The following is an 18,185-nucleotide window of genomic DNA, read 5'->3' on the forward strand; positions in this document are numbered from 1 at the left end:
GGGGTGGTCCCAGGTGGTAGAGTGTGAACACCTGAACCGGCCGGCCGTTACGCCCCGCCCGCTACTTCGCCGCCCTCAATGCAGCCGGCTGGGCTTCAGGAAGCGGCTGCGGTCGGCGGAGCCGACGCGGAGGTCGAACACGTCGCCCTCGCGCTCCACGGTGAGCGGCACGTCGATGCCCGCGGGGCCGAGGGACCATAGCGACCGATAGAACCCGGCGAGCGACTCGATCGGCTTGCCGGCGATGGCGCGCACGATGTCGCCGGCGCGGAGCTCGGCGCGCCGCGCCGGGCCGTCGCCCGCCAGGCCGGCAAGCACGACCCGGTCGCGCTCGTCCTCGGTGGCATAGAGCCCGAGCCAGGGCCGGGAAGGTCCGCTGGAGCGGCCGAGCCTCAGCAGGTCGTCCAGGATCGGCTTCAGCAGGTCGATCGGCACGCTCATGTTCAGCGGAACGAGCCGCCCGCCGGTGTCCCGGGATTGCAGCTGGAGCGAACCGATGCCGAGAAGCTCGCCCTGCGGTCCCAGCAGCGCCGTGCCGCCCCAGTTCGGGTGCGCGGGCACCGTGAAGATGGCGTCGTCCAGCAGATATTCCCAATAGCCCGCGAACTCCTGCCGGGCCGCCACACGCGCCGCCAGCGAATGGGGCCGGCCGCCGGACCCGCCGATCACCACATGCTCGCCCACGGTCGCGTGGCGCGAGTTGCCCAGGGACAGCGCCGGCACGCCGAGCGGCGACAGCGCCTGGACGATGCCGAAGCCGCTGTCGTAGTCATAGGCCAGGACATGGCCCTTCACGGCCCGGCCTTCGCTGGTCGTGAGCCAGATCTCCTCCGCCTCGGCGATCAGGTAGCCGATGGTCAGCACCAAGCCGTCCTCGCGGATCACGGCGCCTTGCCCCGCCCTCTGCGTCCCCAGCGTTTCCGCCGTGAAGGCGTCGTCGGGAACGCTCGCCCTCAGGGCCACGACCGAGGACAGGGCGCGATCCAGATCAAAGGCCACCGCGTCGGGATCCGGCTGGAATTCGGGGGGGATCTGCCAGTCATCGGACGATGGCATCGGAAAGCCTCCTTCGAGAGAACCCTGATTGAACTGGTCCAGACAGATAGATAAGCCCGGCATGTCCTTCCAACAGGGATGCGGGGCGATCAGGCAGGCCAGCCGCAGGCGGAGGCGAGCTTTTCGCGGACGGAATCGAGACCGGCGAGGTTGAATTCGGCCTCGTGCGTGTCGCCCCGCTTGTCCTTCATCCGCACGAAAAGCCGGCCTCCGTCCGGCAGCTGCTTGAGGAAGCCGACGGTATCGCCCCGCAGCGACACGTCCGTGGTGCCGCTCAGCTCGTTCCACCGCTGCTCCTGACCGCGATGCCGGACCCAGCGGCGCTCCACCGTCCGGTCGCGCAGCCCCTCCTCCGTAAGCGGGAGGAATTCCAGCACCAGCGCGGTGCCCGCGGGGTAGCGGGCGAAGTCGGGGACGCCCAGCACCAGCTCGGTCTTCCCCTGCCTGCAATGCATGGCGAAGGACATCTCCCGCCCCCCGGGAGGGGCTGCGGAAAGCATGGTGGCGCTGACCTGCCGGCTGTAGTCCACGGGAGAGGCCGTCTCGCTGACGATCCAGTCCGCGGCCTCCGTCCGCGGGGCGTCGTCGGTGGTCTGCGCCGATGCGGAGGCGGACAGCAGCAGGATCGCCGCCGCAAGGCAGCGTACCAGCGTCCTCCGCAGCTCCGGGCCGGCGGGCTGCGGAGCTTCGGGATAGGCAGTCGAGGTCGTCATCGCGGCAGGCTGCTTTCCTGGGCCGACCCGGACCGATCCAGCCAGTCCTGCGCGGCGCGGTACCGCTCCAGCCCCGGCACCCGGGAGGCGAGGTTGACGTTCTTCCATTTCGGGTCGAAGCCCGGGCCCTGGAGGGTCGGCATGCGGCTGAACAGGTTGTCGACGAAGCGGGCCATGCGGCGGTAGCGGTCCGAGCTACGCGGCCAGTTGTAGGCGGCCAGGAAGGTCGGGACGGCGATGGTCGCGACCTGGCTGCCCTCGGGGATCAGGTTCGGATAGTCCGCCGGCTCCAGCCGCGACGGGAGATAATAGTCCTCGAACTTCCTGTCGTACTCGACCGGCAGGAACTTGAAGCCCGGCTCCCAACGGCCCTTGAGGAAGGCGTCGACCGGCTTGGAGGTGATGAACACGACCGCCGCCATGTCGCCGGTGCCGTTGCGCATCTGCTCCAGCGCCACCGGATGGGGAATGAAGGTCTTCTCGACGTCCAGGCCCAGCCGGGTGAAGATCAGCGGCCCCGAATAGGCCGCCGCCGTGCCGAGGGTGTTGAAGTTCACCTTCTTCCCCTCGAGGTCGTCGAGCGACTGGATCTCCGGCCGCACGAAGACATGAAGCTCCGACGGGAACAGGTTCAGCACGTAGGTGATCTGCTGCTGGATGTTCGGAACCTGGGCCTTGTACTCCTCGATCACGTCAGTGTTGATGATGGCCATGTCCACTCCCCGGAGATAGAGGAGGGAATTGACGTTCTCGGTCGGGCCGCGCGTGACGATCGGCAGGACGTGGGCATTGTCGCCGTCGTCGACGACGCGCGCGATCTCCGATGCCAGGCGCAGCGGCGCCCCCTCCAGCTGTCCGCCGGCCAGCCCGACGGTCCAGGCGTTGATCCGCTCCGCCGGGGATTGGCCGCCCTTGCGGGCCGGTGCCGCAGCCTGCGTCCCGGGGGTTTCCCGCGCCTGCTGTGCCATGGCTTCCTGGGAAACGAGCGCGCCGATCGCCACGGCGGCGGCAAATCTGGCAGCGATCAGTATGGATTTGACGGTAATCAGCATCAGGACGGTGTCCGTATCGGGGAAAGCGGCTCCAGGAGAGCAGCCGCCCCCCGTCAAGGGAAAGGCAATTCCGATGATGATCGATAGGACAGGACGGGGATCATCGCGTCGCCGCGCCTCTTACTATCGGCCAAGTCCGATACCAGGGATGCCCCACGATTCCGCCGCCCTGGGATGGTAAGGTCGGCAAAAAGCATAACCTTCCCGGAGCGCCCGCCCATGTCCATCGCCTTGTCCCGCCGCCGGTTCGTCCATCTCTCCGGCATCGCAGCCGCGGCGGCCCTGCTGCCCGTCTCCGCCCTGGCGGCACCGGTGACCCTGAGGGTGGGCTATATCCCCATCATCCCCATGACCCAGCTCTTCATCATGCAGGGGGAGGGCTGGGCCGATAAGGCCGGTCTGAAGCTCGAACTGACGCAGTTCTCCTCCGGACCCGCGATGGTCCAGGCGCTGGCGTCCGGAAGCCTGGACGTGGCCTATGTCGGGATCGGGCCGGCCATGGTCGCCCGCTCGCGGGGCATCGACGTCAAGGTGCTCGCCTCGAACATCATCGACCAGGTAGCCCTGATCGGCCGAGGCCCCTTCGCGGAGATGATGGCCGCGGCGCCCTCGGCGGCCGAAGGGTTCAAGAGCTTCCACGACCGCGCGGGCCGCCCCGCCAAGATCGCCACCCTGCCGACCGGCTCGGTGCCGGATACGATCCTGAGATACTACCTGAACCGGGTCGCCCAGGCCGATCCCGGGCATGTCGAGATCGTCGGCGTCGGCGAGGACCAGGTGCAGCAGGCGCTGCTCGCCGGCGCGGTCGAGGGCGCCTCGATCCTGGAGCCGATCCTGACGATCGTGCAGGAACGCGACCCGACCGCCCGGATCGTCGCCCCGGCCGGCACCATGCTGCCGCGCCAGCCGGGCGCCGTGCTCGCGGTGCGCGAAGCCACGATCGCCGCCGATCGGGACGCCGTCGCCACCCTGGTCGAGCTCCATGTCCGCGCGACCGAGTTCGCCCGGACCTGGCTGGACCGCGCGACCGACCATGTCGCCGCCTTCGTCGGCAAGGGGCTGGTGGACCCGCGGATCATCGGCAAGGCGCTGAGGTCCCCCCACACCAACCTGGTCGCCGACCCCCATGTGATCCGGGACGCCACGGCCGTGCTCCAGGACTTCCAGCAGACCCTGGGGACGCAGGTCAAGCCGGTGAACCTGGACGAATTGTTCGATTACAGCTTCTTCGACGCGGTTCCGAAGGCGGGGTAAAAAGCGAAAGGGGAGGTGCCGGCCGGCACCTCCCCCCTGCGTCAGACCGATCGACGGTCTCAGTCGCGGCCCATCTCGCCACCGATCCGGCGCCACAGCTTCAGCGGATTGCCGTCCTTCAAAGCTTCCGGCAGCAGGCCGGCCGGAACGTCCTGGTAGCAGACCGGGCGCAGGAAGCGCCGGATCGCCAGCGTGCCGACCGAAGTGCTGCGGCCGTCCGCCGTGGACGGGAAGGGGCCGCCATGGACCATGGCGTGGCTGACGTCGACGCCGGTCGGCCAGCCGTTGAACAGCACCCGGCCGGCCTTGCGCTCCAGGACCGGCAGCAGCATCCGGGCGGCGTCGAGGTCGCTTTCGTCGGCCTGGACGGTGGCGGTCAGCTGGCCTTCCAGATGCTCGGCGACGGTGCGCACCGTCTCCAGGTCCGGGCAGCGGATCACCAGGGACGAGGCGCCGAACACCTCTTCCTGGAGGTCGGTCTCGGACAGGAAGCTGGCGGCGTCGGTCTCGAACACGGCGGTCTGGCACTGGTTCGGGCCGGAGCAGGCCTGGCCGCGGGCGAGCAACCGGACCTTCGAATTGCCCGAAAGCTTCCGCACGCCCTCGTCGTAGGCGGCGAAGATGCCGGGAGTCAGCATGGTCGAGGCCGCGCTGTTGCCCACTTCCGCCTTGGCCGTTTCCAGGAAACGGTCGAGGTCGGGGCCGTCGAGCGCCAGCACGATGCCGGGATTGGTGCAGAACTGGCCGGCGCCCAGGTTGAGGGAGGCGACATAGCCCTTGCCCAGCGCCTCGGCGCGCGACGACAGCGCGGACGGCAGCAGGAAGACCGGGTTGATGCTGCTCATCTCGGCATAGACCGGGATCGGCTCGCGGCGGGCCGCCGCGACGCTCACCAGGGCCATGCCGCCCCGGCGCGATCCGGTGAAGCCCACGGCCTTGATCCGCCAGTCCGAGACCAGGGCGGTGCCGACCGAGTTGCCGGCGCCGAACACCATGGAGAAGACGCCCTCGGGCAGGCCGCACTCCGCGACCGCCGCCTGGACGGCCCGGCCCACCAGCTCCGACGTGCCGGGATGGGCCGAGTGGGCCTTGACGATCACCGGGCAGCCCGCGGCCAGTGCCGAGGCGGTATCGCCGCCCGCGACCGAGAAGGCGAGCGGGAAGTTGCTGGCCCCGAACACCGCGACCGGGCCGAGCGGAATGTGGCGCTGGCGCTGGTCGGGGCGCGGCAGGGGCTTGCGGTCGGGCAGGGCGGGGTCGATGCGCGCCTCGATCCAGCCGCCCTCGCGGACGACCCCGGCGAACAGGCGGAGCTGGCCGACGGTTCGGCCGCGCTCGCCCTCGATCCGGGCGCGCGGCAGGCCGCTCTCGGCGGAGGCCCGCTCGACCAGCGGGTCGCCCAGGTCCATGATCTTCTGGGCAACGGTCTCCAGGAAGGTCGCGCGGGCTTCCAGGCTGGTTTCCCGGTAGCTGTCGAAGGCGGCCCAGGCCAGCTCGCAGGCCTCGCGGACCTCGGCTTCGCCGCCGCCGCCGAAGGCCGGCTCCATCTTCTTTCCGTCGGCGGGGTTCACCGCGTAGAACGTGGTTTCGCGACCGCGCACGGACTTGGCGCCGATCAGCATGTCACCGGTGATTTTCATGTTCGACTAACTCCTCTGGAACCGTTTCTCGGGGTCCCGTCCGTCCTCAGCGTGCCCAGCGGAGGACGAGCGGGTCGAGACGCCGGGCGGTTTCGATCAGCCCGGCGCGGGTTTTCGGGTGCAGCGGCTGAAGCGGGTGGCGGACCGCTTCGGACTTGATGACGCCGCCTTCCTTCATGAGGACCTTGGCCGCGATCAGGCCGGCCTGGCGGTTCTCGTAATTGATCAGCGGCAACCACCGGCCATAGGCCTCGATCGCCTCCTCGCGGCGGCCGGCCTCGTACGGATCCGTGATCTGCCGGATGCCGTCCGGATAGCCCCCGCCCGTCATCGCGCCGGTCGCACCCGCGTCGAGATCGGCGAGCAGCGTGATCGCCTCCTCGCCGTCCCAAGGTCCCTCGATCGCGTCGCCGCCCAGCTCGATCAGAGTGCGGAGCTTGGCGGCGGCCTGCGGGACCTCGATCTTGAAATAGGAAACGTTTTCGATTTCGCGAGCCATTCGTGCGAGGAAGGCCGGCGAAAGAGGCGTTCCGGCGACCGGCGCGTCCTGGATCATGATCGGGATGTCGATCGCGTCGGACACGCGTTGGTAGAACTGGAAGATCGACTCCTCCGGCACCCGGAACGTCGCGCCATGGTAGGGCGGCATGATCATGACCATGGCCGCTCCCGCCTCCTGGGCGCGGCGGCTGCGCTCGGCGCAGACGGCGGTGCCGAAATGGGTCGTCGTCACGATGATCGGCACGCGGCCGGCGACATGCTCCAGGACGGCGTCCTGGACTTGCTCGCGCTCGGCGTCGGTCAGCACGAACTGTTCGGAGAAGTTCGCCAGGATGCAGATGCCGTGCGAGCCGGCGTCGATCATGAAGTCGATGGCGCGGCGCTGGCCGTCCAGGTCCAGGTCGCCCGAGTCCGTGAATACGGTCGGCGCCACCGGAAAGACGCCCCGGTAGCGCGGCTGCCCTTGTGCTGTCATGATTGCGGGTCCTTGTCCATGGGGTACTTGGAAGGGTCCGGCCCTCAGCGGGCTCGGACGGTCACGCCGTTCATCTGTCCGATCACATCGAACAGATGAGGCACGTATTTGTCGCCGTGACCGAGGTTGGTGGCAAGAAGGTAGGTCTGGTGGACCGCCTGCGCCGCGAAGGCCGTGGTGGGCGCCGATTCCGCGAGGCGGGTGTAGGAGCGCATGTCCTTGACCGCATTCCGCAGGGTGAACTTCTGGCCGGAATCGTCGCCCTCCAGGACGAAGGGAACGATCCGGTCGAAGGTGCGGCTGTGCGCGCCGCTGAGCCGGCAGAGGTCGGCGAAAGCCTCCAGGTCCAGCCCGACCTTGGCCGCGGTGCAGAACGCCTCCGCCAGCAGGACGGCGGTGCCCTGGGCGATGAAGTTGTGGATCAGCTTCGCGCGGTATCCCGACCCCAGCGGCCCGACATGATGGATCGTCTCGGAATAGGTTTCGAGCACCGGCCGGACCGCCTCCAGTGTCGCGGCGTCGCCGCCGGCCAGGACGTTCAGCCGGCCCTCCGCCGCCTCCTTGGGCGTCCGGTTGACCGGAGCGTCCATGAAGCGCCCGCCGCGCGCCTGGACGGCGGCCTCGGCCTCGGCCGCGAACTCCGGGTCACCCGTGCTGCTGTCGATCACGATCAGGCCGTCATGCACGCCCTCCAGAAGGCCGCCCGCCCGGAACAGCACGTCGCGGACCTGCGGCGTCCCGGTGACGCAGACGATCACCACGTCGGATTCGCGCGCCAGCTCGGCGGCACTCGCCGCCTCGGCGGCGCCTTCGGCCAGCAGCTCTTCCAGCGGCTGGCGGTTGCGGTGGGCCAGGACGGCGACGGGGAAGCCCTTGCGCAGGATGTTGCGCGCGATGCCCGTGCCCATCAGTCCGAGGCCGACGAAGCCGACCCGTGTTGCCTTGCTCATATCTGGGCCTCCCTCTTCTGATTGGAATTCGTTGCCAGCCCGGCGACCGGGGACAGGATGCCCCGCCCGGGTCCGGTGTTCCGGGCCGGCGGCATCGGGTGGCCCGGCCAGCGCAGGAACGAAGCGTCGAGCTGCGACAGGTCGGCGCAGCCGAGCAGGCCGACCACGCGGTCCACCTCGGTCTTCAGGATGTCGATCGCGTGGGCGACGCCCGCCTCGCCGCCGGCGGCGAGGCCGTATGTCGTGGCCCGGCCGAGCAGCACGGCGTCCGCTCCCAGCGCCCGCGCCTTGACGATGTCGGAGCCCCGGCGGAAGCCGCCGTCGAGCATTACCGTCAACCGCCCTCCGACTTCGCTCACCACCTCCGGCAGGACTTCCATGGTCGAGACGGCGCCGTCGAGCTGGCGGCCGCCATGGTTGGACAGCACGATGCCGTCGGCCCCGCACTCCGCCGCCAGGGCGGCATCCTCGGCGGTCATGACGCCCTTGACGATCAGCTTGCCCGGCCACATGTCGCGCAGCCAGCGAATGTCCGTCCAACTTAGCGACGGGTCCAGTTCCTTCGCGATCGCCGAGGCCGCTCCGCGCACGCTGTCCCGGCCGGGCGGCAGCAGGTCGCCCAGGTTGGCGAAGCGCGGCACGCCGTCGGGCACCAGCACGTCTAGGATCCAGCGCGGATGGAGGGCCACGTCGAGGGTGTTGCGCAGGTTCAGCTTCAGGGGCCGGGCATAGTTGCGCCGGTCCCATTCCCGGTTGCCGAAGATCGCGCTGTCCGTGGTGACGACCAGCGCTTCCAGGCCGGCCGCCTTGGCCCGCTCTACCAGCTTGGCCGCGAAGGCGCGGGTCCGGTACAGGTAGAGCTGCATCCAAACGCGGCCGCCGGCCCGCTCCGCCACCTCCTCCAGCCGCAGGGTCGAGGCGTTGCTGAGGACGAAGGGGATGCCGGCCGCGGCGGCGGCGCGGGCGAGCGCCAGGTCGCCCTCCTTGGCGAGCAGACCGCTGAAGCCCGTCGGGCCGATCAGGAAGGGCGCCGCCGACGGCTTGCCGAACAGGTCCACCGTCTGGCCGCGGGCCGAGACGTCCACCAGGGTCCGCGGCACGAAACCGATCTCCTCGAAGACCGACCGGTTGCGCCGCAGGGTGACCTCGTCGTCCGACCCGCCCTCGACATACTCGAAGCAGAAGTTGGGAACGCGCCTGCGGGCGACGGCGCGCAGCTCGTCGATGTTCTGCGCCCGCCGGAAGTCGGTTCCCTGGTAAAGCCGCCTTTTCATTGATTTCTCCGAGCCCCGGTTTCCCGGTTCCGGCCCTTACTTGCCGTCCCGCACCTTCTGGACCTGGGCCTGCATCTCCTGGACGAGCTCGGGGCCGATGCTCTGGACGTACTTGTCGGTCACCGGCTTGACCTTCTCGCGCATGCGGTCGATCTCGGAGGCCGGCAGCTCGGTGATCTGCATGCCCGCGTCGCGCAGGGTCTGCATGGACTTCTGGTTGGCCTCGCGCGAGACCTGGCGTTCGTACAGGCCGGCCTCCGTCGCCGCCTCCTGGACGATGCGGCGTTCCTCTTCGGACAGCTTGTCCCAGACGCGCTTGCTGAAGATGGCGACCAGCGGGTTGTAGACGTGGCCGGTGGTGGCCGCGAACTTCTGGACCTCGTAGAACTTGCTGGTCTCGATCGAGGCGAACGGGTTCTCCTGGCCGTCCACGGTCCCGGTCTCCAGCGCGGTGTAGAGTTCCGGGAAGGGCAGGGGCACCGGGTTGGCGCCCAGCGCCGCGAAGGTGTCGATGAAGATCGGGATCTGGATCACGCGCACCTTCAGCCCCGCGATGTCCTCCATCCTGTTGATCGGCGTCTTGGCGGTGCTGAGGTTGCGGAACCCGTGGTCCCAATAGCCGAGGCCGATCAGCCCCTTCTCCGGCAGCCGCTCCAGCAGCCGGGTGCCGACCGGGCCGTCCATCACGGCGTCGACCTCGCGGTAGTCGTTGAAGAAGAACGGCAGGTCGAAGACTGAGAATTCCTTGACCAGTCCGGTCAGCAGGCCGGGGCTGACCAGCGTCATGTCGAGCACGCCGCCCTGAAGGGAGGAGATCACCTGGGCGTCGCCGCCGAGTTGGCCGCCGCCGAAGCCCCTGGCCTTCATCTTGCCGCCGCTCTTCTGCTCCAGCAGTTCGCCGAACTTCTTCACGCCGATTCCGTGCGGGTGGTCGTTGTTCTGGACGAACGCGACCTTGAAGTTGCGCGACTGGATGTCCTGCGCCGTCGCTGTGCCGGCCGTGAACAGGGCGCCGGCCAGGGCGAGGCCGGCCAGCACGGTCTTGATCGACTGTTTCATCGGACGTTTCCTCTTGTCTTGGATTGGATGGAAGGGTTTGCGCCGGGGGACGCGGAGCTCAGCCGTAGAACCAGCTTGCCGGGCCCGTGACGAGGATGGGGAACAGGATGAGCAGGACCAGCACGATCAGGTGGGTGATCATGAAGGGCCACACCCCCCTGATCAGCTCGTCCATCCTGATCTTCGCGACGCCGGCCACCACGTTGAGCACGACGCCGACCGGCGGGGTGATCAGGCCGATGGCGTTGTTGATGATGAACAGCACGCCGAAATAGATCGGGTCGATGCCGGCTTCCTTGATCACCGGCATCAGGACCGGCGTCAGGATCAGGATCGTCGGCGTCATGTCCATGGCCGTCCCGACGATCACCACCAGCAGCATGATCGCGATCATCAGGAGCGTCTGGTTGTCCATGAACGGCGCCAGCAGCTCGGTGACCTGGCCCGGCAGGTCGGCGACCGTGATCATCCAGGCCGAAACCATGGCCGCGGCGACCAGGAACATCACCACCGACGTCGTCTTGGCGGCCGTGACGAACAGCCCGAACAGCTGCGCCGGCCGCAGTTCGCGGTAGATCACCGTGGCGACGAACAGCGAGTATACGGCCGCCACGACCGCCGCCTCGGTCGGGGTGAAGACGCCCATCTTCAGGCCGACGATGATGATCACCGGCAGCAGCAGGGCCCAGAAGCCGTCGAGGATGGCGTGGGCGACCTCGCGGCGGGAGGCGCGCCGCGGCGGTTCGACGCTCTCGTTGCGCGCGACCAGCCACCAGGTGAACACGAGGCCGAGACCCAGCAGCAGGCCCGGCACGATGCCGGCCAGGAACAGCTTGGTGATGGAGACGTTGGCGGCGACGCCGAAGATGATGAAGCCGATGCTGGGCGGGATGATCGGGGCGATGATGCCGCCGGACGCGATCAGGCCGGCCGAGCGCGCCCTGTCATGGCCCGCCCGCACCATCATGGGGACGAGCAGGGCGCCCAAGGCCGCCGCGTCCGCGACGGCCGAGCCGGACAGGCTGGCCATGACGCAGGACGCCAGGATCGCGACGTAGCCGAGACCGCCCCTGACATGGCCGATCAGCGCCATGGCGATGGTCACGATGCGGCGCGACAGGCCGCCGGCGTTCATGATCTCGCCGGCCAGCATGAAGAACGGGACCGCCATCAGCGGGAAGCTGTCGGCGCCGTTGATCACGTTCTGCGCCACGATCTGGGCGTCGTACAGGTCGAGATGGAACATCAGCATCACGCCGCACAGCAGCAGCGCGAAGGCGATCGGGGTGCCGATGGCCATGGCCCCCAGCAGCGAGCCGAGGAAGATGGTGATGGTCATGGGAGGGTGCTCCTGCTGTCTTTCCGGAGGCCCGCGATCTCGACTTCCCCTTCGGACTCGGTCACGGTGACCAGGTCCCGGTCGCCCATGCGGCCGGTCGCGGCGCGTGCCAGGTTGACCAGCAGGATCGCGATCACCGACACGCCGAACACGATGCCGATGCCGTAGAACAGGCCCATCGACAGGCCGGTGGAAGGGGCCGCGACGTCGATGTTGATGATCGTCTGCTCCCAGCTTCCCTCGAGCAGCAGCCAGGTGACGTAGAGCATGATCAGGTGGCTGCCGAAGAAGCAGACCATCTTGCCGGCCTTCGGAAGCCGGTTGACCAGCATGTCCATGCCCAGATGCCCATGGTCGCGGAGCGCCAGGATCGCACCGAGGAAAGTCATCCAGACGAACAACAGGCGCGACAACTCCTCGGACTCGGTGATGCCGCTGTTGAACCCGTAACGCAGGACCACGTTGCCGAATACCAGGACGACCATGACGACTAGGCAGGCCGCAATCAGGATCTTTATGAGGCCGAAGTAGGCGTCAGCTATTTTTGACATTTGCCTCCCCATGTTCCGACTCCCGAAGTCAAGCACTTCTTTTAAAAGGCTCGGCTCTGGGCAGAACGCAAAATAATCGTGTCGTACGAATCCAGCGGCCCCTTGTCGCCGTGATCGCAAACCCAGTTCTGATGTGGTTTTTCATTTCGCATCGGTGCGGCTCTCCGATGACGGTGTTGCATATGGGCATCTTCTTGGCTACGAAAGCCCGGTCTCTCTCCCCCAATTTGCTTGTCATCGGCGACCGCCCTGTGTGATGCTTAGCATCAATGGCTTTTGCCGACAATAGCCATTTCTGAGGACGGCCGATTCCGCCGATGACCAATCCGGGGCACCCCCGGGTGCGGCCCGAGCTGCGGCCCGAGCTGCGGCAAGGAGACCGCTCGAACGCGAGGCCATGGCGCGGGCTCGGCGCCGTGCCATAATGGACGGTGCCGTGTCCGCGTCCGGCCGTCGCAACCATGGCTTTGAGAGTCTGCACGGGAAAGATGACGACTGCGAAGACCCAGCAACAGGACAGCCGCCTGACCACGAAGATCACGGCGCTCCTTCAGGAGGCGATCCTTTGCGGGATGCTTCCCAAAGGCCAGCTGCTGCTTGAAACCCACGTGGCCAACCTCGTCGGGTCGAGCCGCGGGCCGATCAAGCGGGCCTTCGCGCAGCTGCACGCCGACGGCATGATCAGCCGGTTCGAGGGGCGGGGCTACATCGTGGGAACCGATCAGGGCACCGTGATCCGGACGCCGATCAGCGCCAAGGCCCTGGGGCTGGAGGATCAGGAGGCGATCGGCCTGAAGGAGCGGGCGCTGGAGAGCATCCACGATCCGGTCGAAAGCCAGCTGATAAGGTGCTCGCTCCACGGCCGTTTCCGGATCAACGAGAACGAGCTTGCCAACCATTACGGCGTCAGCCGGACGGTGATGCACGACGTGTTGATGCTGGCCCAGGTCAACGGCCTGGTCGTCAAGGACGAGCGGTCGCGCTGGTACAGCGTTCCCCTGGACGAGCACAGGGTCAATTGCCTGTACGAACTGCGCGAGCACCTGGAGCCGATAGCCCTGTCCAAGGCCGCCGGCGCCATCCCCCTGGACGAGCTGGAACGGGTCGGCCGCCGATTGTCAGAAGCGATGCAGCACTACCCGAACCTGCCCGCGGAGGAGCTCGACGACCTGGAACTCGACCTGCACGTCCGCTGCCTGGGCCACTGCCCCAACCCGGAACTGGTCGAGGCGCTGAAGCGCACCCGCTGCATCCTGATCTTCGGGAAGCACCTGCTCGGCCGCGAGATCGCGCTGCCCCACGAGGAACCCTTCTTCCACGAGCACCAGCGGATCATCGACGCCATGATGCGGCGTGACGGGGATGCCGTAGCGCGCGAAGCCAGGGCGCACCTGGACAAGGCGCGGCTGAAGGTGCTGGACCGGGTGCGGCACACCCGTTCCATGGGCGTTCCACTGGACCTTCCCTACGCCAAGGAAGCGGCATTCGCGGTCTGATCGGCGAGACGGGCTTGGGGCAAGATGTCGCGCAGGCTCAGCGTCGCGCATCGATGAACCTTGATGATACGGATTACCCGGGAGACTGTCCAAGCCGATTAGGTCCAGTATGGCACCGCCCTTCCGGGCTGTGCTTGCTGGCCGGGAGAGAGGATTACGCCCGGTTGACGCCTGCAACATGATCCCGCCGCTGCCTCTGTTCTCGCGGCGGCCAATCAGAGTGGAATCCATATTGGGGGGATCGAATGGCAGGATTGAGACCGCCGGACCTGGGTCCGATCGTCGGGCATACGACCGGAGACGCGTGCCGGCTCTGGATGCGGGGAGCGGATCCCGTGGACCGAGGCACCGACCTGAGTTCCTCGGGGCGGACCATCGGAGTCGGCGCTATCGTGTCCGAGGGCGGAAAGGCGCTGAAGTCCCCGCCGGCCTTCTATTTCAGGCTCCACCGGGAGTTCGACCGGACCGGCACATTCTTCCTGGGTCGTGACCTCTGCATCACCCAGTACACTTATGCCGACGACGGGTCCCGGACCCCGGCTCCGGGGCAGTCCCCGGCACCCCTGAAGGCCGATACCGTCTACCGGGTCCGGCTCGGAACGCTCGTGATGGACGATGCCTTCCCGGACGACGAGATGGTCGCGGACAGGGAGATAGCCCGCCGGTTGCCGCCGGCCAAGGTCTGGATACCCGATCTGCTCAACCTCCCGGAAGAGAGCGCCGAGGCCCAGTTCCGGACCTTTCCCGCCGGGTCGGCGGACATGTTGAACTTCCTGATGGGCTCCTGCCGTTATCCCGGCCTGCTTTGGGGCGTCAAGAGGTCCGACAGGATCTTCGGCCCGATGGCCGACCTCGCCAAGGGCGGCGCCGGCGCTCCCATGTTCACGCTCATGACCGGCGACCAGATCTATGCCGATATGTTCAACCGGGTCGTGCCCGTCGGCCGGGCGGACGACTATGTCGAGTTCCAGGATCGATACGCCAACGCGTTCGGCTCCCCGAACATGCGTCGGCTGCTGCGGTCGATGCCCAGCTACATGATCCTGGACGACCACGAGATCGAGGACAACTGGGCTCAGGACCGCATCCGCGACCGGCGCAAACGCGTCCTGTTCACCCTCGCCATCGGCGCCTACATGAGCTACCAGTGGAGCCACGGTCCGCGCACATGGGACCGGCTGCTCTATTACAAGTTCGATTGCGCGGGCTTTCCATTCTTCGCGCTCGACACCCGGACGCAACGCTACAAGGACGACAGGCCGGACTCGATCGACGACAACCAGCTGCTTGGACGCCCCGCGCTGGTGCCCGGCGAGGAGACCCAGCTCAGCCGGCTCCTTGCCCGGCTGAAGGATTGCCAGGAGAGACTGGGCAACATCCCCAAATTCATCGTCAGCCCCAACGTCTTCGTCCCCAACAACATTTCCGAGCGCACCGGGGCTGGAAAGACGGGGCTGGACAAAAGCGACTCCTGGCCGGCATTTCCGGCGACCCGGGCCGCGATCCTGGGATGCATCGTCGATCACGGCGTCCAGAACGTGGTCTTCCTGTCGGGTGACATCCACTGTGCCAACGTCGCCGAGATGTCATTCGACGGTGCGGGGACGGCGTCCGGGATCAAGGCCTTCGCGATAACCTCCTCGGCGTTCTACTGGCCCTTTCCCTTCGCCGACGGGTCGCCGTCCGATTACGTGCATGATTCCAAGGCCGCCGCGCAGTCCGATACCTTCACGATCTCTCCCGGACTGACCATGGATTATCGGGCCTGGGGCTTCACCCAGGAGGACAATTTCTGCCAGGTCGCCGTGGACAGGGCGAATGCCCGGATCGCCGTCACGGCCATCGACAATCGGGGACGCCCGATCCCCGTCGCCGACGAGGCCGGGGGGACCGTGATGCAATCCGTCCTTGGGTTGGTCCGTTGGTAAATGGACCGTCGGGCGGCTCGTGAACCGCGCCGGGATCAGCGGAGGCCGGCCGTCCGGATCGATGTCCCGGCCCCGCTGCTTTCGAGAGACTTGGGAGGCGAGGGAGTCTCCGGTCCTCACATCACCGCGCCGACCTGCCAGGGCACGAACTCGTTGTTGCCGTAGTCGTATTCCTCGCTCTTGGTCCGCTCGCCCGACGCCACCGAGACGATCTTGTCGAAGATCCGCTGTCCGGACTGCTCGATGGTCTCGTCGCCGGTGACGATGCCGCCGCAGTTGATGTCCATGTCCTCGGCCATGTGCTCGTACATGGCGTTGTTAGTGGCCAGCTTGATCGACGGCGTCGGCTTGAAGCCCGACGTGGAACCGCGGCCCGTGGTGAAGCAGATCATGTTGGCGCCGCTGGCGACCTGCCCGGTCACGGCCACCGGGTCGTAGCCGGGCGAGTCCATGAAGACGAAGCCCTTTTCCTTGACCGGCTCGGCGTATTCGTACACCGCGTTGAGACGCGAATTGCCGCCCTTGGCGACCGCGCCCAGCGACTTCTCCAGGATCGTGGTGAGCCCGCCGGCCTTGTTGCCGTAGGAGGGATTGTTGTTCAGCTCGGCCTTGTTGCGTTCGGCGTAGTCGCGCCACCACTCGATCCGCTCCAGCAGCTTGCGGGCCACCTCCGGAGACGCGGCGCGGCGGGTCAGCAGATGCTCGGCTCCGTAGATCTCCGGCGTCTCGCTGAGGATCGTCGTGCCGCCGTGCCGGATCAGCAGGTCGGAGGCGTACCCCAGGGCTGGGTTCGCGGAAATCCCGGAATAGCCGTCGGAACCGCCGCATTCCAGCGCCAGGGTCAGTTCCGACACCGGCTCGGAGGTGCGGCGTGCGGAATCCACCTCGTCCAGCATCCCGCCGATCACGTCGATCGCGTTGGCGATGGTCTTGCGGGTGCCGCCGACCCCCTGGATGTTCATGGTACGGAAGTTCGGCGATTCCGTCAGGCCGTACATTTCCTTGATCAGCGAGATCTGGTTCGTCTCGCAACCGAGGCCGATCATGACGACGCCGCCGAAATTCGCGTGGGTCGCGTATCCCCAGATCGTCCGGGTCAGGTACCTGTAGCCTTCCGCCTGGGTGTTCATGGCGCAGCCGCCGCCGTGGGTCAGGGCCACGACGCCGTCGATGTTGCGCCGGCCTTCCAGCCCGCCCATGCGGTTGAAATGGTCGGCGACCGCCTTCGACACCGTGGCCGAGCAGTTCACCGAGGAGATGACGGCGATGTAGTTCCGCGTCCCGACCTTGCCGGTCGCCCGCCGATATCCCATGAAGCGCGCCCGCCGGTCCTCGGGGATATAGTCGGGCTCGTGCGCGTCGACGCCGAAATCATGGTGCTGCTCGACGTCGCGCATCTCCAGGTTCTGGGTATGGACATGCTGCCCCGGAGCGATCCCGGCGCTGGCGACGCCGATGATCTGCCCGTATTTGCGCACCGGCTCCCCCTCGGCGATGCCCGTCACGGCGACCTTGTGCCCCTGCGGCACCGCGTCCGTGACCGTGATCCCGAACCCGTCGAGCACGGTCCCGGGCGCGAGCTTCACCCGTGCGACCGCGACATTGTCGAGCGGATTCAATTGGATGACGGGAGAAACCTGAACCATCGCGGGCGCTTCCTCTGACTGTGCGCGGGGCCGTACGCCCCGTCTGAAATCTGGCGTGCCGGTAAAATATGGATTTTGCATCCAAAAATCAATCTTTGTGACTGGACCTGGTGATCAAATCGGATGCCGTGGTGTTATCAAAGTCCGGCTCAACGATCTTTGAGGGGAACGGAAGGCATGCCCGTACAACCTGAAACCCTGCTGCTCGCCCGGAACGGCTGGGTGCCGAACAACCCGGTTCTTCCCGTCCTGCTCTATCGGGGCGTGATCGCGGGCAAGTCCGAGGAGGAGACGGCATCCGGCTTCGAGGCGCTGTTCGGGCGCAACGGCTGGCCGGCGCAGTGGCGGAACGGCGTCTTTCCCTATCACCACTATCATCCCGCGGCGCACGAGGTGCTCGGGTTCGCCGCCGGCTCGGCGAGGCTGTTGCTCGGCGGCCCGGAAGGGCAGGAGGTCGCGGTGACGGCCGGCGACGTGGCCGTCCTGCCCGCGGGCACCGGTCATTGCCGGATCGACGCCAGCGCGGATTTCCTGGTGGTCGGCGCCTATCCGCCCGGCCAGGACTGGGACATCAGCCGGGAAGCGCCGACCGACGCGGAGGTGGCGAAGATGGCGGGGCTGGGCTTCCCCGATACGGATCCGGTGGCCGGCCGGAACGGTCCTCTTTGCGAGCTCTGGCAGCATCCAAGAGGGAACGGAACCCCAGGAATCACGACACGGGAGTGACTGGATCATCCCATTAGGCACGGCCTGAGCTGAACGCCGGCCAACCGCCTGTCCGCTCGTCGTTCGGCTTACCGTCCCTTGACATTAGAGGCGTCGCGTTGGGCGAAGACCCGGCTGACCTCCGCCATGTGCTCCGTGCCCCAAGAGCAGAGCGGCACGAGGGCCTCGGCCAGGCTGCGGCCCAGGGGGGTAAGGCTGTAGTCTACGCGCGGAGGGACCTCCTTGTAGTCGGTCCGCTTCACAAGACCATCTGCCTCCAGCTCCTTGAGCTGCTGGATCAGCATCTTATCGCTGACGGTGCGCACCGCTCGCTTGAGCTCGCCGTAGCGGGTCCGGCCACCTTGGGCGACGAAATACAGGATCAGCGGCTTCCACTTGCCGGAGATGACCCGCAAGGTCACGTCGAGGCCGCAGGTGAAGCCTGGCAAGGTCGGGGTGCAGTTCGGCGCCGGCGATGGTGCCTGCGCCGATGGCTGGGTCGGGTCTGAACGATCGAGCGTCATTTCTGGGTACTTACCAAAAGGT

The 18,185-nt window shown here is 67.4% G+C and carries 16 protein-coding genes; 4 read left to right on the forward strand and 12 right to left on the reverse strand.

All coding sequences use genetic code 11. The features are described 5' to 3' along the window. Positions 1–75: 75 nt before the first annotated feature. From IGS68_RS08955 to IGS68_RS08965, 3 genes are all read right to left on the reverse strand, one after another. Positions 76–1,056, reverse strand: a complete 981-nt coding sequence (locus tag IGS68_RS08955; protein WP_201079093.1) for a S1C family serine protease — start codon at positions 1,054–1,056, stop codon at positions 76–78. Positions 1,057–1,145: 89 nt separating this feature from the next. After that, positions 1,146–1,769: a hypothetical protein gene (locus IGS68_RS08960; RefSeq protein ID WP_201079099.1), complete on the reverse strand. Its 624-nt coding sequence runs from the start codon at positions 1,767–1,769 to the stop codon at positions 1,146–1,148. Then, on the reverse strand, positions 1,766–2,821 hold the full coding sequence (locus IGS68_RS08965) for a TAXI family TRAP transporter solute-binding subunit (RefSeq protein ID WP_201079101.1): 1,056 nt from the start codon (positions 2,819–2,821) through the stop codon (positions 1,766–1,768). Before IGS68_RS08965 ends, IGS68_RS08960 begins: the two co-directional genes overlap by 4 nt. A 219-nt stretch (positions 2,822–3,040) precedes the next feature. Here IGS68_RS08965 and IGS68_RS08970 point away from each other — a divergent pair, with 219 nt between their 5' ends. Beyond that, complete coding sequence (locus IGS68_RS08970; protein ID WP_201079103.1) at positions 3,041–4,075, forward strand: ABC transporter substrate-binding protein; 1,035 nt, start codon at positions 3,041–3,043, stop codon at positions 4,073–4,075. A 59-nt stretch (positions 4,076–4,134) separates the two neighbouring features. Here IGS68_RS08970 and IGS68_RS08975 read toward each other — a convergent pair whose 3' ends face one another. From IGS68_RS08975 to IGS68_RS09005, 7 genes are read right to left on the reverse strand one after another with little or no spacing between them, the layout of a single operon-like run. Further along, positions 4,135–5,715: an aldehyde dehydrogenase (NADP(+)) gene (locus IGS68_RS08975; protein WP_201079105.1), complete on the reverse strand. Its 1,581-nt coding sequence runs from the start codon at positions 5,713–5,715 to the stop codon at positions 4,135–4,137. A gap of 46 nt (positions 5,716–5,761) precedes the next feature. Continuing rightward, positions 5,762–6,691 (reverse strand): dihydrodipicolinate synthase family protein, encoded by a 930-nt coding sequence (locus IGS68_RS08980; protein WP_201079107.1) that lies wholly within the window; start codon positions 6,689–6,691, stop codon positions 5,762–5,764. Positions 6,692–6,735: 44 nt separating this feature from the next. Beyond that, the gene (locus IGS68_RS08985) at positions 6,736–7,641 is read right to left on the reverse strand and encodes an NAD(P)-dependent oxidoreductase (RefSeq protein ID WP_201079109.1); all 906 of its coding nucleotides are present in this window, start codon (positions 7,639–7,641) and stop codon (positions 6,736–6,738) included. Next, positions 7,638–8,915: an alpha-hydroxy acid oxidase gene (locus IGS68_RS08990; protein ID WP_201079111.1), complete on the reverse strand. Its 1,278-nt coding sequence runs from the start codon at positions 8,913–8,915 to the stop codon at positions 7,638–7,640. Before IGS68_RS08990 ends, IGS68_RS08985 begins: the two co-directional genes overlap by 4 nt. Positions 8,916–8,951: 36 nt before the next feature. Further along, positions 8,952–9,974: a TRAP transporter substrate-binding protein gene (locus IGS68_RS08995; RefSeq protein WP_201079113.1), complete on the reverse strand. Its 1,023-nt coding sequence runs from the start codon at positions 9,972–9,974 to the stop codon at positions 8,952–8,954. A 58-nt stretch (positions 9,975–10,032) separates the two neighbouring features. Continuing rightward, on the reverse strand, positions 10,033–11,313 hold the full coding sequence (locus tag IGS68_RS09000; protein WP_201079115.1) for a TRAP transporter large permease subunit: 1,281 nt from the start codon (positions 11,311–11,313) through the stop codon (positions 10,033–10,035). Then, positions 11,310–11,864 carry a TRAP transporter small permease gene (locus IGS68_RS09005; RefSeq protein ID WP_201079117.1) on the reverse strand — a complete coding sequence of 185 codons (555 nt, stop codon included), beginning with the start codon at positions 11,862–11,864 and terminating at the stop codon, positions 11,310–11,312. Before IGS68_RS09005 ends, IGS68_RS09000 begins: the two co-directional genes overlap by 4 nt. Positions 11,865–12,352: 488 nt before the next feature. Here IGS68_RS09005 and IGS68_RS09010 point away from each other — a divergent pair, with 488 nt between their 5' ends. Continuing rightward, a complete protein-coding gene (locus IGS68_RS09010) occupies positions 12,353–13,360 on the forward strand; it encodes a GntR family transcriptional regulator (RefSeq protein WP_201079119.1) in 1,008 nt (335 codons plus the stop codon). Positions 13,361–13,695: 335 nt separating this feature from the next. After that, positions 13,696–15,288, forward strand: a complete 1,593-nt coding sequence (locus IGS68_RS09015) for an alkaline phosphatase D family protein (RefSeq protein WP_201079121.1) — start codon at positions 13,696–13,698, stop codon at positions 15,286–15,288. Positions 15,289–15,404: 116 nt separating this feature from the next. Here the strand turns inward: IGS68_RS09015 and IGS68_RS09020 are convergent, their stop codons facing one another. Further along, on the reverse strand, positions 15,405–16,934 hold the full coding sequence (locus IGS68_RS09020) for a UxaA family hydrolase (protein WP_201079123.1): 1,530 nt from the start codon (positions 16,932–16,934) through the stop codon (positions 15,405–15,407). 177 nt (positions 16,935–17,111) lie between these two features. On the opposite strand from IGS68_RS09020, the gene IGS68_RS09025 reads away from it, so the two are divergent. Next, complete coding sequence (locus IGS68_RS09025; RefSeq protein WP_201079125.1) at positions 17,112–17,660, forward strand: cupin; 549 nt, start codon at positions 17,112–17,114, stop codon at positions 17,658–17,660. Between the two features lie 68 nt (positions 17,661–17,728). On the opposite strand, the gene IGS68_RS09030 is transcribed toward IGS68_RS09025, so the two are convergent. Continuing rightward, positions 17,729–18,163, reverse strand: a complete 435-nt coding sequence (locus IGS68_RS09030; protein ID WP_201079127.1) for a winged helix-turn-helix transcriptional regulator — start codon at positions 18,161–18,163, stop codon at positions 17,729–17,731. Between the last annotated feature and the right edge of the window lie 22 nt (positions 18,164–18,185).

The organism is Skermanella sp. TT6 (assembly GCF_016653635.2).
Classification (GTDB): domain Bacteria; phylum Pseudomonadota; class Alphaproteobacteria; order Azospirillales; family Azospirillaceae; genus Skermanella; species Skermanella cutis.

Bases quoted from the DNA above. Each gene is read 5' to 3' on its own strand.
- IGS68_RS08965 (WP_201079101.1), bottom strand. From the start codon at position 2,821: ATGCTGATTACCGTCAAATCCATACTGATCGCTGCCAGATTTGCCGCC.
- IGS68_RS09020 (WP_201079123.1), bottom strand. From the start codon at position 16,934: ATGGTTCAGGTTTCTCCCGTCATCCAATTGAATCCGCTCGACAATGTC.
- IGS68_RS09000 (WP_201079115.1), bottom strand. From the start codon at position 11,313: ATGACCATCACCATCTTCCTCGGCTCGCTGCTGGGGGCCATGGCCATC.
- IGS68_RS09005 (WP_201079117.1), bottom strand. From the start codon at position 11,864: ATGTCAAAAATAGCTGACGCCTACTTCGGCCTCATAAAGATCCTGATT.
- IGS68_RS09030 (WP_201079127.1), bottom strand. From the start codon at position 18,163: ATGACGCTCGATCGTTCAGACCCGACCCAGCCATCGGCGCAGGCACCA.
- IGS68_RS08995 (WP_201079113.1), bottom strand. From the start codon at position 9,974: ATGAAACAGTCGATCAAGACCGTGCTGGCCGGCCTCGCCCTGGCCGGC.
- IGS68_RS08955 (WP_201079093.1), bottom strand. From the start codon at position 1,056: ATGCCATCGTCCGATGACTGGCAGATCCCCCCCGAATTCCAGCCGGAT.
- IGS68_RS09010 (WP_201079119.1), top strand. From the start codon at position 12,353: ATGACGACTGCGAAGACCCAGCAACAGGACAGCCGCCTGACCACGAAG.
- IGS68_RS08960 (WP_201079099.1), bottom strand. From the start codon at position 1,769: ATGACGACCTCGACTGCCTATCCCGAAGCTCCGCAGCCCGCCGGCCCG.
- IGS68_RS08980 (WP_201079107.1), bottom strand. From the start codon at position 6,691: ATGACAGCACAAGGGCAGCCGCGCTACCGGGGCGTCTTTCCGGTGGCG.
- IGS68_RS08975 (WP_201079105.1), bottom strand. From the start codon at position 5,715: ATGAAAATCACCGGTGACATGCTGATCGGCGCCAAGTCCGTGCGCGGT.
- IGS68_RS08985 (WP_201079109.1), bottom strand. From the start codon at position 7,641: ATGAGCAAGGCAACACGGGTCGGCTTCGTCGGCCTCGGACTGATGGGC.
- IGS68_RS09025 (WP_201079125.1), top strand. From the start codon at position 17,112: ATGCCCGTACAACCTGAAACCCTGCTGCTCGCCCGGAACGGCTGGGTG.
- IGS68_RS08990 (WP_201079111.1), bottom strand. From the start codon at position 8,915: ATGAAAAGGCGGCTTTACCAGGGAACCGACTTCCGGCGGGCGCAGAAC.
- IGS68_RS08970 (WP_201079103.1), top strand. From the start codon at position 3,041: ATGTCCATCGCCTTGTCCCGCCGCCGGTTCGTCCATCTCTCCGGCATC.